Annotated in this window: 7 protein-coding genes; 6 read left to right on the plus strand and 1 reads right to left on the minus strand. The window is 33.2% G+C overall.

All coding sequences use genetic code 11. From position 1 onward, the window contains the following. Positions 1-12: 12 nt before the first annotated feature. Together M2444_RS30250 and M2444_RS30255 are read left to right on the plus strand one after the other, a co-directional pair. A complete protein-coding gene (locus M2444_RS30250; protein WP_280788871.1) occupies positions 13-1,029 on the plus strand; it encodes a TniB family NTP-binding protein in 1,017 nt (338 codons plus the stop codon). A 300-nt stretch (positions 1,030-1,329) separates the two neighbouring features. Continuing rightward, entirely contained in the window at positions 1,330-3,069 is a 1,740-nt protein-coding gene (locus M2444_RS30255) for a TniQ family protein (protein WP_280788872.1), read from the plus strand. Positions 3,070-3,349: 280 nt separating this feature from the next. Here the strand turns inward: M2444_RS30255 and M2444_RS30260 are convergent, their stop codons facing one another. Continuing rightward, a complete protein-coding gene (locus M2444_RS30260) occupies positions 3,350-5,923 on the minus strand; it encodes an AAA family ATPase (protein ID WP_280788873.1) in 2,574 nt (857 codons plus the stop codon). Between the two features lie 411 nt (positions 5,924-6,334). On the opposite strand from M2444_RS30260, the gene M2444_RS30265 reads away from it, so the two are divergent. The 4 genes from M2444_RS30265 (at position 6,335) to M2444_RS30280 (ending at position 13,272) form a co-directional block, all read left to right on the plus strand. Continuing rightward, on the plus strand, positions 6,335-7,066 hold the full coding sequence (locus tag M2444_RS30265) for a hypothetical protein (RefSeq protein ID WP_280788874.1): 732 nt from the start codon (positions 6,335-6,337) through the stop codon (positions 7,064-7,066). 106 nt (positions 7,067-7,172) lie between these two features. After that, positions 7,173-8,318, plus strand: coding sequence for a hypothetical protein (locus tag M2444_RS30270; RefSeq protein ID WP_280788875.1), 1,146 nt, complete (start codon positions 7,173-7,175; stop codon positions 8,316-8,318). A gap of 68 nt (positions 8,319-8,386) precedes the next feature. Next, positions 8,387-12,493 carry an NACHT domain-containing protein gene (locus M2444_RS30275; RefSeq protein WP_280788876.1) on the plus strand — a complete coding sequence of 1,369 codons (4,107 nt, stop codon included), beginning with the start codon at positions 8,387-8,389 and terminating at the stop codon, positions 12,491-12,493. A 518-nt stretch (positions 12,494-13,011) separates the two neighbouring features. Next, entirely contained in the window at positions 13,012-13,272 is a 261-nt protein-coding gene (locus M2444_RS30280) for a hypothetical protein (protein WP_076179599.1), read from the plus strand. Positions 13,273-13,742 lie beyond the last annotated feature (470 nt).

Genomic DNA, 13,742 nt, shown 5'->3' on the forward strand with positions numbered 1-13,742 from the left:
GTTGTATTGGCTATGGATGAAATAAAGTTCGAATCTCTGAATGGAAAACCAGCTTCATTTTCGGATTATGTTCAAAGAGTAGCTCATGTTAAATCCATTTTGGTCATGCATCCTAAGTTTGCTGAAGCTCTTTCAGAGTTGGAAGAAATTCATGAACTTTCAAAACACAGTGTGATGACGGATCAATTATGTATTCTTGGCCCCACTGGAGCTGGGAAGACTACTATGGTTGAACAGTATGCTTCCAAATTTCCGAGGATACTGGAAAGGGAGAGAACTGTTATTCCAATTCTGAATGTGAAGGTCCCTCCCAGAGCGAGGTCACCAAAAGTATTGGCTTCAAAAATTCTTAGAGTCATGCAAGATCCAATGTTTAACGCTGGTACAGAAGAGAATATGACGAATCGGATACAATATTTTGTCAAAGCTTGTGATATTCAGATGATTATTTTAGATGAATTTCAACATTTAATTGATCGCGAAACGGATCACGTTCTTGCCAATGCCTCCGATTGGCTTAAGACATTTATTGAAGAGGTTAATATTCCCGTTGTACTCTGTGGGTTACCAGTTTCAGAGCGTATATTTGAGCATAATGAGCAACTTGATGGCCGCTACCCCAATCGGATATTACTCCCCCCTTTTGCTTTCTCGACCAATGAAGAGATAATTGAGTTTAGAAAATTCATAGTATCAATAGATAAGCAATTACCCTTTTACAAGCTTTCTCATTTATCCGATCCTGACATTGCGGCCAAAATATATTATTTTTCCTTCGGAGTTCCTCGTTACATCATGGACTTACTTAAACAAGCAACTAAATATGCACTTAAGAAAGGGAATGATCAAATAACTCAGATCGAGTTAAGGGATTCCTTTGACAAAATCACTCGCTCCATTCGTCCCTACGCAATAAATCCCTTTGAACAGAAGAATTTTGATCTGATGGATGAGATCGAGAAGGAAAGAAAACTTCAAGGAAATCTGTTTAAGACAAGCACCCCAAACAGACGCTCACGCAAAAGATAATCACAAGTTCGAAAGAATTCCTACTCTAGACGTAGTATTTATAGTGCTAGTTTTGATGCTTGTGGAAATGAATGTAAGAATCATGATTAAGTATTCGGTACAATATCAGATTTATGCCGAACTTGGCGAGCTCTGCTGACTTAAATACCACTTGTCATTTCGTATTACACTGATCCTTACGGTTTCTTGACGCGAGCCCTACAACTTAGTAGGGCTTTTGTAGTTGTTCTTAAAAGACTACGTATCTATTGCTTTGGAAATAATAGTAGAGTAAACAGAATAAGAATAGGGGTGAACTAGATGCAGTTTCTTTTACGACCTGAATTATGTGATGAGGAGAGCTTATCGGGTTATATCCAACGGGTTGTTCGTCTTAACCAATATAAAACCAGCTTTGGTTTGTGCAAACTCCTAAAATCATCGCATATTGATATTCATAATAATCTTTTAAGTGAGAAAAGCACGGTTTTTTTAGCTCGTCTAACGAATAACGACTTTGGACGCTTAATCTCTAGAAGCTATAGGAACTGGCTGGAGGATCAAGAATATGGTAGTAAGCATCTATTAAGAAACAAAATCAAATTTTGTCCCCTTTGTCTAAAGCAAAAAGGCATCCATAAGTACAAATGGGGATTTCATCCTGTATGTATTTGCCTGGATCATCATCAAATCCTTATTGATCATTGTTCGAATTGTCGTGAGAAAATAAACCTTTACGATCTATTACAAAGGGGAGCATGTAAAGGTTGCGGGTTTACATTTACATCGACAAATGAACACTGGATTGAATCAGACTCCATGTATGTTGATTCTCAAATAAAAATCCAACAATTATTATTCGATGAGGTTCCTGTCTTGAATGAAATTGGAGGACTGGATGTTGAGCATTTCTTCAGATTGGCTGAATTCTCTTTTCATATTTTAGAGGGGTTACAGAGCTTCATCGATAATGAACCTATTAAAATAGGTTCATTTCAGAATAAACGAAAAGGGAGTTTAGATAACATAAGGCATTTAGTGTCCTGGGGGAATGTGATTTGGATGTATCAAGATTTTCCAAATCATTATTATATAGTGCTGAGCGAGTTCTCAAGGAAAAATAAAAAAACAATGTATGAGCAAAAAATAAGATATGAACTAGGCTTGACTATCAAAGAATTCACAATAATCAAAAGTGCTTATGATAAGTTTTGGATTCAACAACTGAATGAAGGGATGATACGCAGAGATTTTTCGATTTTTAAACAGAATGAGAAATTGCTTCAGTTGCGAGAATCTTTACGGAGAGAAGAAGTGAAAAAGGAGACCGGGATGAGTTATGACAAACTCATTCAACTCCAAAAGGTGGGTAGTCTTGATATGGAATCCAACCCGACGGAGGAACATCAGAAGTATATCGTCAATCGAACCTCCCTGACCCAATTGTTAAAAGACAGGGAAGGTTACATTCATAAAAAAGAAGCTGCTTCCTTGCTTGGACTTCAACGTGAATCTGTGCTTAATTTGGTCAATGGGGGGATTTTAAAGGAATATGCTACACCGTATTCTTCATACAAATTGCTAAAGAAAATAGAGGTGGAAGATATTCTTAATGATTGCTGCGGCCACTATGATCTTTTTTTTAAAGGGATAAAGTTCCACGATGCATTGATTAAATACTCCGTAAATGGTCTGAAAATAATAGATTTGATTCATTTTACTAAGGAAGGTGTTATCCATCCACGAACAAGGGAAATCGGTGGTACATTAGCCGATGTGTTGTACTCCAAATCAGAGTTAGACACGTGTCTTGGTCTTTTGAAAAATGAATTTCACAATAAAAATGGTTATTATTTGACTGACTTGCTGAAAATGCTACATATAGGAGAGAAAAAACTGAAGTCCTTATTGAAAGAAAAGGCGATCGTGCCAGACAAAACGATTTTATTGAAGGATGGACGAAAAAGATATCTATTCAGTCAGATACAAGTCCAAATAATACAAGAAATAATGGAGGCAAACGCAAATAGAAGAAGGAGATTTATGGATATCGCTGAATGAAGATTTGGAAGAGAGTGATTCTTGTAAGTCTATTCACTGTCGGAAGAAGATTTAAATAAGCCTGGGGTCAACGGAAGGACTCTTTTTCTATTTCAGTTTCCGTCCATAATGAAGGGCAGTGGCAATAAAGTGAGTTTGACAAAGGGGAAAGAATGGCCGTACAGAACTCGTTTACCAAGTCTGTACGGCCATTAATCTATTTTTTAAAAAAACAAGAGAAAGTTAGTAAATAGCAACATGGAGTGTGAGAAAGGAATCTCAAAGAAGTAACTTTGGCGCTTTACGCAGAAGTTCGTTTCTTGAATTCACCTAACCAAGACTTAATACGTTCCATGTCTGATTTTAATTCATCCGGTTCTGGTAACATCACAGGCGTTTCATAAGATTGAGAATGTTCATATGCTGAGTATTTAGTCATGTATTCTTCGAATAACTTACAATCATCTACTGAGATATATGCCAGTTTATGTAGTTTTCCCATAGTATTTACTGATCGTCTAAATCGTTGAACCACATCCCCTAAAAGATCATTTTCAATAAAGCGTTCAATTAAAATTCTAAAGTCGCTACAGATGCCTTTTGCCAGAAGATCATATTCTATTCTTCCATGCTCATCTAAAACTTTACGAGCTCTAGAGAGCCTGTCGTTTAGTAATAAGTTCAAAGCACTTTCAGGTTTATTTGCGAAAATTGGGGGCTGACCAGGTTCCCCTGTTCCCCAAGACTCCGCTCTAAGCCATGTTACATCATATTTAATTTTTAGATTTTTTGCAGCTTCTTGAAGTAGTGTTAAGAACGAAAGTCTGTGAGTGAATACTATAACTTGCCGGGACATACTTAGTTTTGCGATTCTTACAACAGTTGCTTCTTCAAATAATTGATCAAGGGATGATATTGGGTCATCAAATACGAATGGAGTATTACCTGAACCACCTTCAACATCTGCAAGGAATCCTGCAAGGGATACTATTCTAAATTCTCCTTCACTTAGTACTTCGGAAGTCCGGACATTTGTTGGGCAATTTTTAAGGCGTATTTGATGATAAATATGACCCCGTTCAGCCCTAGTCTTAGTTAGATCAACATTAATCCTTGAACCGCCAAGATCTTTTAGTTCTTTTTGAAATCTCTTAATATATTCTCCTGTAATAAGCTCGTCCGACAAAGATGATTTCTTTGTAGATAATGCTTGAGTATTTGTCAGTGTTTGGGCTTTCTTGAATTTAGCAATTTGTTTTAACTTGCTAACATTTTCAATAATAATAGCTTTGTTTTGATGAAGCCATTTACGAGCTTCAAGTTCAAGGATATTGCTTTTTATTTCATCTCTATTATCCATTTTAGATAACTTTTCGTAGTCAGAAGCTTGTTGTTCTTTAGCAATGGCAGCTTCATTAAAGGCTGATAATACGTCTTCGGAAGGTAAGGATGTGATTTGGTGAAGTGTTGTAGCTTTCTTTACACTCTCACTCCGCCTTTGCAAGGCAGTGCAAAATTGGATTACAATCTGCTTTTCTTCCTCAGATGTAATACCCATAGAATTAAAATGTAGCGCCAAGGTTGACTCATTTGGTATTTCTTTGACTGCTTTTAGTAACGCAGCAAGATGTTCTTCGGCAGTTTTAGCTTGTTTGCTAAGGGAATCTTTTACATAAGATTCGAAAGAGTTTAGTCTACTCTGAGCTTCCAGCGAAAGGGGTTGATGGCAGAGTACACAGTTCGAGTCAGTTGAAGTGTATGGAAATGCTTCTTTTGGATATGCCTGTTGTTCAGAGAATGACCTCGCATGCTCCCAAAGTAATTTCCAACTCTCAGTACCAACACCGTCGAGTGGGAGACCTTCGAAAACCTTCTTGGCATCTTCGTCTGCAGCTTTCTTTTTCTTCATATAATCTGACCTAGCGTTAATTATCTCAGCACATGCGTCATCGCTTAAAGAGTTCTTCACATCGTTAAGAAGTGTATGTAGTTTTTTGATGCTCTGTGCAATATGCTTAAATTGCTTCATTTTTTCAACAGGATCTGTCTCAGCAACTTGCTGTCTTTTACTGTTAAGAGTAACTTCATCCACTTCAACCCATGAACAGTGGGCATCAATATCTTCGGTAGTGGTTATATTACTAAGCTTGTTTAACCACAAAATAGATTTTGTTTTTATACTCCCTTCAGGGTGGGACAGTTTAGTAGGAGAAATGCTTTCCATTTCCTTCTTTATAGCTTGTCCAACTTTAATGCATGCATTTGTCAATTGACTAAAAAATTGAAGTAACCAAGGTTCATAGGCAACTTCGTTTTCATCATTAACATACACATTGGCGCAGTCAGTATCGTACAATTTTATAGCACTTAATTCATTAAGTGCTCCAATATCAGGAGTCCAATTGACTTCGCTTGATTTATCATATGAGGTGATTTTTACTGAGCACTCTTGGGGTTGTTGTTCTTGGACATAAACATTACCCATTAACTTTCCGTTTTTTTTAGCTCCAGAGATATGTTTCAATAAGCGTACATAACTTGATTTTCCTGAACCATTTTGACCATAAATAATTGATAGTGAACTCCCGAAGCTTAAAGGGTTTCTCGCACCAAGAGCACTGATCCCTCTGACATTTTGTATTGCATCAAGTCTTAGATGCATTGATGAATCCTTTGATGAAAGACTTTTAGATACGACACTATTAAATACCTTTTCAAAATCTAGAAGCTGCGCTTCTACCTTGCATAACTCTATCAACTCCTGATGGTCTGTATCAGTCAAAGTATTGTTATTAACAAGGCGGGATGCAGCATCTTGCAGCCAACGTGGCCGTTGACTTAGCCATTGTTCAACTTCTCTTAACAGCTCACTCATATGAGTCCTCCATGAAATAGATTTTAAGTGTATAATCGGATTGTACCATATCCCATCTTATTCCTACAGGAGAAATGGTTTACATTTTACGTATAGTTAAGCTACAAGAGTAATCATATTTGTTGAAACATTCTTTAAGGGAGACTTATCTGTTTTGGTTAAGAAGTAGAAAATTGTAAAAAAATGACTCGCCTCAAAGAGGTTCTTGCGGAATGCAAGAACCCCTTTGTTTATGGCTCCAACCCGAGACGTGAGTTCGAACAATGAATTACTAAGACAAAGATTTCAAAGCCTTTAAATAAGGAACTCATTCCATCGCCTATAAACTTGTAATATTTCATATATTTCTACAAACAAGTAAATGTTATGATTATTGCAAATAAGTATCTGATACTAAAATGTGGAGGGGAAATGAATATATTAATCCAACGATTATTTTCATTGCTTGACTTTATTCAGTCTAGACGAGGTGTTTTAGGCTTGATCTTTTGGGCCTGTGTGATCATTTTTAATCATGAGGGCCATTCCTTTCTAGAGCTGGTTTTTGTCTTTCTTTTTTTCGCTCCACTTTTTTTACTAGTACAACCAAAGTTAATCTTTAGTAACAACATTGCTTGTTTGTCTACAATCAGCTTTCTTTCTGTTCCGATATTTATAACTGTAATTGCAGTGTTTGTATTTCAGGTTGTAACCATTCAACTATTACTCATTTCAATATGTGGTACGTCCACATTAATGTATCTAATTCTACTAATTCGTTATAAGATATGTGATGTTTTACTTGATAACTTAAAAATTTCTTTTGATATTATTAGAACCATGTTTGCTATTTCACTTGGTTTTATTACTATATATTCATTGTCACATAATGATTTTTCTTTTTTTGAAAAAATTATAGTAGATTATGAAAATAAGAACGTCGATGATTTAAAAAAGATATTTCAGTTAATGAGTCAATCTATTTCTTTGCCGTTTGTAATATCTTCTTCTATATTTAAGATTTTAACAGATTGGTTAGTTTTGATGAAAAAAAGAGGAAATCTTCAAACATGGTACTCAAAAATAAATAATTTGTTAATTTATTTTAAAAATAAACTTATTACAAGTTTTAATGTTACAGAAAGTAAACATTTAAAAGAATAAATTGTGGTAAGAGACTTTATGGATTAAAGGTTGAAGAACAAATGTGTTCATAAACCATCTAGTTGAGCATGAACGATCATCATGATTACGTTTTGAAAGGAGCTTTATGATAAATGAATTATTACTGACCGAATTAGAGAAAGAATTGGAACGCCGTTATATTCCTGATTTCGGAGATGATTTCATAGTGTTACGTTTGGATGGAGAAAGGTTTGTGTTTACCCATAAGAAATCAGGTACTACTCTGAAAATAAATTATTTAAGACAAGATAAGGCAAGAGTTGCTTTTTCGGCATCTCGCGAGATACTCTATTCATTTAATAAAAAAAGTATCGAGCATGAAAACAAGTTTATCGAAATTCATGAGGATTGTGGTTTTGTATTAAAAAGAAATTGTTATGCAGAGCTTCTTTTGACTTACGATTCTTTATTTTATGAGCATCCAGGTTATTATGATAATTTTGATATTGGCGAATGTGAAGTGGAGATTTCAGAGCCGAGTTCATTGTATAAGTTGTTATTTAACTCTTTTGGAGACGATAAGAGTTTTATTTCTTGGAATACTTTAAAAACAATAAAAATCACTAATTTCCCCATTGATAAGCTGGAAAATTATTTGCAGCAAGTACTGTTTATAGTTGCTAAATATGATGCCCCTGAATTTGAGAGGATTGGTGATTATCCAAGTATTATTCCTTACCAATACCATGGGGAAGGTATGATGTGGAACGATCCTGGCGAACGTGAAGATTTTGATGGAATTTTTACGGAACCTCTAAAATATTTAGAGCCGATTGCATTTTTTAATAGGGCAAGAAAAGTAAATGATCCGATGTATTATTATCGTGCGATTGAATTTTTTTTCATAATAAATAAAAAATCAAATATTAAACAGAGTGTTGAAACTTATAATGAATCACAGGATATGGATAAATTAATCAAAGAATTAACCAACCTGTATAGTACAAAAGAGGTTGAACTCCTTAAGAATCTACTCAGTAATCTTAATGGTGTTGAAGAAGTTATTCAATACGCTAAGAATAACGGACTTGTTGATAATACTGATATATCAGCGTTCTCAACTTCCTTATATATCTTTAGAAACAGTATTGTCCACGGAAAAGGTGATACAAAGTTCACCTTGAATATACCAACAATTGAAGTTTTACACCCGGAAGCCAAGGAATTATATTGGACTGAGGTGTTAAAAAGTTTGGCTGATTTGGTTATTAAGCAGTTTTGTTTCGAATAATAGATAATTGTTTGAAAGGGCTCTCAAATACTCAAATGTTTAAAGTGAAAAAATGAGGAAGTGATCTTATGTTTGAAGTGAAGTGGGACAGATTTAATTTGAAAAATGCAGATAAAGAGGATGCTTTTGAAAGAATGAGTAGACATCTATTCATGCGAAAATTTAAAATTAATGGATATGATTTTTCTGCAAATTACAATCAAGCTGGTTTAGAAACTGAACCTGTTCAATTTGGGGAGAAACACTATGGTTTTCAATGTAAGTATTCTTCCAGTCACAACTCAGCATCTTTTTATAAGCAAGTATATGATTCTTTAATGAGTGCCTTCAATATTTATGAGGGAAGATTAGATGAAATATACATTTACACTAATTTAGATATTAAACCAGAATGTACGCAAGAAGAATTGTCCGATAAGAAAATAAAAACTTATAAAGTCAAGCTTCAAAGAGAAGCTATTAAAAATAAAATAACTTTAAGATGGATAAAGAAAGAAAATTTTTCACACATACTTAATGAAATTGATAATCTTGATATATATCGTTTATATTTTTCTGAGCAAAATGAAATCGCCTTTATTGATTCAAGTATATCGATTGAAGAGAAGACCTTTTTAAAATCAAATGCATTTTTAGAATTATCAATTAATGGGATTGAACAAGAAAAAATAAAAAACGAAATTCTTAGTAATAAATTAAGTATTCTTTTAGGGCATGCAGGAACTGGGAAGACAGAAATTCTAAAGAAAATGTACATATACACTGCAGATAAATTTATGGAGAATCATTTGAATTCAAATAGTAATACAAAAGAGCCTCTACCTATTTTTGTAAAGTTACGAGAGTGTATACTAGGCGATTTGGAGTCTCTAATTAGGAACAGATTGAAAGATTTCTCTATTACTTATGGGGATACTGAGCAAGAATATTTATATTTCTTCGATGGACTAGATGAAGTTAATATATCTGATGTGGATAAGGTTTTATCGACAATAAATATTTTAAATAAACAGGTAAATACACGTTCAATAATATTTTCCTCAAGGCTAAACTCACCTAACTTAACATTTTTGTATCGAGAAATGAATCTAAGAATTTATCAAATTGATGCATTAAAGCGAAATATTATAGATGAGTATTTTACTTCAAAAGCGGAAGAATCAAAACTAGAAAAATATGAGATGATTAAGGATGATATAAAGAATTTATTAATAGATATAGAAGATATCTTTTCTGTTAGTTTGCTTTGGAAATCAATTGAAAGCATCGATAATTCAACTACAAAAATCGAACTGATTTCTATGACTTCTAGTCAATTGATTAAGAATTATAGGAAAATGGCGAACTTAAATTTACCTGAAGGCAAGTTAGCGAGTATTGAAGAAATACTTCAAGAGGTTTCGCTATTTTTACAAATAAACAACAGCCTTAATATAGGAATTGAAAATCTACAGAATATCATTAATTCCAAGTATGCCAAAATAACATACATAGAAACTGATTTAGTCATTGCATCTTTATCGGAGATGTTTTTTGATACGTCACACGGGGAAAATCATCTAAATAGATATTCCTACAAGCATAGACGTTATCATGAGTACTTCTTATATAAAAAAATAAAGCAAGTATTTTACTCGGATCCGTTTATACTTAGAGAATTGGGGCTCTTGCCGGATAAAGATTTTGTACTAAACATTTTTTTACATCAAGAACTGAAAGAAAGTAAGAAAAATAAAGACATCATTAAAAATTTATCATTACGTTTTTTTGAAGCTTATCTAGGCAGCGATTACTGGAATGGATATAATAATGCCTTAATTGGTCGACGAGTTGATTATGGGGTTGGTAGTGAGACTTATTTGCAGTCTGAAAAATTATTGGATTTTCTCTCTACAAAAAATGAAAAAGATTTGATTTCTTTATTAAATAATCAAGGTATTTCAATCAAGGGATATCTTACATTAGATAATTATTGGGAATTTGTAAAAAAACACTTTATTCATCAAAAAACAGATATTCGCCCTACGTTACATGAAGAGTATGATTTAAAAGTTGATTTTGAGAATAAGGCAATAAATAAAAATCCTTGCGCATATTGGTACTGTAAATGTGTTATAGATAACGTTTTATATGAGGATATATATATATATGTTATTTCGTTAATGAACTTAGATGGGCTTGATTCTGAGTTAGACTTCATGTATTCACATAAGCATAATAATATATCATTAGTTGTAGGTTTTTTCGAGATTGGTCTGGAATTATATGTAGATAAACTGGAGGGAATTATCCCTACATTGGGAACAGATCATTTAGAAGCGCTATGTTTTACATTATTAAAAACAGAAAGCATTTATTATCTATTTGGTGAAAATGAGTTATATCAAAAACTAAGATATACCTTAAAAAAGGCTATACAATTCTTTAAAAAGCAGCCTTATAAACTTAATACACAAGTAATATTTAATTTATTGACAAGGAGTATTGTGGAAAATGGAATTTTGATAGACCGATTTAACAAGGTAAACATAAATCATTACGGAACTTGGGATCAGAACATTGAGGCTAATAGTTACATCACCTTATTGTTGAATAAAGAAAAAGAATTATATTCCAGAGATTACACATTAGGTGTTGAGATTAGAAAGATTATTTATAATTATGAAACTACTAAATCCGAAGTACTAGAATTAATCATGGAAAGTATAAAAAAATATAATCTAATATATGATAATTGGTTTTCTTATAACAATTCAAAATTAATTGGGGAGTTGATTGCTAGATTTGAATTCGAAGAAGATCAAAGAAAAAAATTCATTAAGAATTTAATGAATTATGATAGCGTAATTTCTATAACAACAGTTTTGTATACTGTTTATTTAAAAAATAAGAATTTATTTAAAAGTATAACGAACAGCAAAATGTTAAGTGTTATTAATAATGCAGAATCCAAAAAATTATCATATTACGATTATAATACTGATAATTCTTATCTCTTTGCAACAATGATGTCTTGTTTCAATGTGGCTACAAGCGACAAACTTCTATTAACAGCACTCAATAACAGCATTTATAGACCAGCTTTTAGAAAAGATGATTTGGTATCTTATATATTACCGAGATGTGTTTTTTTGGCTTATCAAAACAATTGGTTTGATGAAAGTGATCTTGAAATATTCTTAAATGATATTTATGCAATGTTGAATATTATGAGTTCTACAACCGATCAAGGTGGAAGTTTAGATTACTTTAAATACGTTTTAAAACTATGTGTCCCTGATTCGCCAATACTTGATGATATTTATAATGTATCAGAGGTAGATGTATTCAGTAATAAAGTAACAGATCCCAATGCAAAGGTTTTACATGTTATGCCAAAAGATGAATTTAAACAGTACTATAATTGTGAAGTTAAAGGTATTGATTACACGAAAATAGATACATGGAGAACACTTATAAATGCTGAGAAAGAAATGAATAGCGAACTGCCACAGCTATTTCAGACATTAAAGGAATCCCATTTCCCTGAGCCTCATTACGGTAATCCAAATAAATATTTTCACATTATTACATCCATAATATTAGATGATGTAAAGACTAAAGAACAGGCAATTAATTTTGTTTTAGAACAAGGTGGAAGAAACGGTTTAATGAACATGATTTCAACATTTTCAGTTATAGGAAAAGATGAACTAGCGAGAAATTATATTGATCAGTTGTTTGCATTAACCAAAGCATTAGTATATCCAAATAAAAAATATTATTTTGACAATCAACATCAGGAAAATAAAATTAAAAAAGCAATTAATTTAGTTTACAAAAGCACTCAAAATGAATGGGTACGTAATGAGGATAAACAAGAGTTGATTTATCTAAAGAACCAAGATATAAAAATTGTTTGGTTTGATACTGATAGAGACTACCCATTTGTTGATACTTGGGCAACCAGTCATCCTGATTCCAAGGCATATAGAGTTGATTACAACATTTTGCTTAATGGAATACCAATAGAAAGTTTTTCATTAGTTCATGTTGATGGTTATCGAGCTTTAATACCAATACCGAAAAATGGAACAAATATAATCCCCCGAAACAAGTATCGGATAAGCCTGTTATTTAACGATGAAAAAAACTTGCATGGATATATTAAAAGATGTGGTTTAATTGTTGAATAATTTTTTTGAATTAGATTCCTAATCGTTCAAAAATGATGATTAAATATAAGGCTCAAATCCACCTTAGTGGTTTGTATTTAGAATGATGCATAGTATTCATAAATGATGCATAAACCATAAAAGTGCTTTTTCTCGTTTAAAATGAAACATCAGAGGGGTTCCGGCTAGTTGGACTGATTTTTCTCATCTGAAATGAAACAGTGCCCCTTATTCTATAAGGGGTTTCTAACTGTGAATTCTCATTTAAAATGAAAAATCACACCCTTGGTATGCTCGACCAGGAAATGTTGAGGGTTATGATCTTATTAGTCAACCTATTCAACTAGTGTTAGCGGAGTCAGGACGAAAGATTTCTGAAGGTCAGCTTGCTTTTTCATTTTAAGAGTTAGCTGGGTAAATAAGATTATTTTTAACCTATTGTTTAAAAAACAATAATTAAAACTGCTGAAGATAGATATTCATCTCTAGAGATATGAACTTTATAAATAAAGACTTTCAAAAAGGAGAAATAAAAACATATGGAGAAACAAAATGACACGCCTTCTTGGTCCAGCGTTACCAAAATTACTGAGTCTTTTCTTAATCAACACAACGTCCCATATACCATCATGGAGAACGAAGACTTTCTTACGCCGCTTTTTCTGATAGAAGTGACTGGAACACCTAACAAACCAGAGTATCGAGTTGTTGACGTACTCTATCGCTTGGAAGATATTCCACTGCTCTATACTGAAGCACAAGCGCAAGATTTGGAGGACCAGACTTGGAAAGAAGTATAAAAATTTATATATGGAATTAAGAATGTTAGCATAATCTGGCTCTCTCGATAAAGATCCATATATCCATAATGTGTAGAAACAGAATAATAATTCAAAACCGGAGAGGAGGAAGTCCCTTATTGTGGTGTGGGCTTCCCTCATCACGGTTTGTGGGCATCCCTATGAATAAAGCTAATCTGTTATTACAAAAAGTTTATACAGTGAGTAAAAAACATAATTCACCGCGATTATTCCTACAAAATTTTATTTGTGAAAGCGCGGGGCTAGAGCCAGGTATGGATTTATTTGTCCGCATCAATGAGACTGAGAAAATGATTGTCATTCAGAATCGAGTCTTTGAGGAATCTGACAATATTCATGAAGTCAGTGTATCATCCCCCTGTGTCATACTAGTTGTCGTACCTCTCAATAGAATGTAAAGTAGAATAAAAGAGAGACTGAGGTGGAGCGACAATGCCAAGATATAGTGA

This window comes from Paenibacillus sp. PastF-3 (assembly GCF_029893135.1).
GTDB classification, from domain to species: domain Bacteria; phylum Bacillota; class Bacilli; order Paenibacillales; family Paenibacillaceae; genus Paenibacillus_AQ; species Paenibacillus_AQ nitricinens.

Coding starts and splice junctions, on each gene's coding strand:
- M2444_RS30250 (WP_280788871.1), top strand. CDS start 13: ATGGATGAAATAAAGTTCGAATCTCTGAATGGAAAACCAGCTTCATTT.
- M2444_RS30255 (WP_280788872.1), top strand. CDS start 1,330: ATGCAGTTTCTTTTACGACCTGAATTATGTGATGAGGAGAGCTTATCG.
- M2444_RS30260 (WP_280788873.1), bottom strand. CDS start 5,923: ATGAGTGAGCTGTTAAGAGAAGTTGAACAATGGCTAAGTCAACGGCCA.
- M2444_RS30265 (WP_280788874.1), top strand. CDS start 6,335: ATGAATATATTAATCCAACGATTATTTTCATTGCTTGACTTTATTCAG.
- M2444_RS30270 (WP_280788875.1), top strand. CDS start 7,173: ATGATAAATGAATTATTACTGACCGAATTAGAGAAAGAATTGGAACGC.
- M2444_RS30275 (WP_280788876.1), top strand. CDS start 8,387: ATGTTTGAAGTGAAGTGGGACAGATTTAATTTGAAAAATGCAGATAAA.
- M2444_RS30280 (WP_076179599.1), top strand. CDS start 13,012: ATGGAGAAACAAAATGACACGCCTTCTTGGTCCAGCGTTACCAAAATT.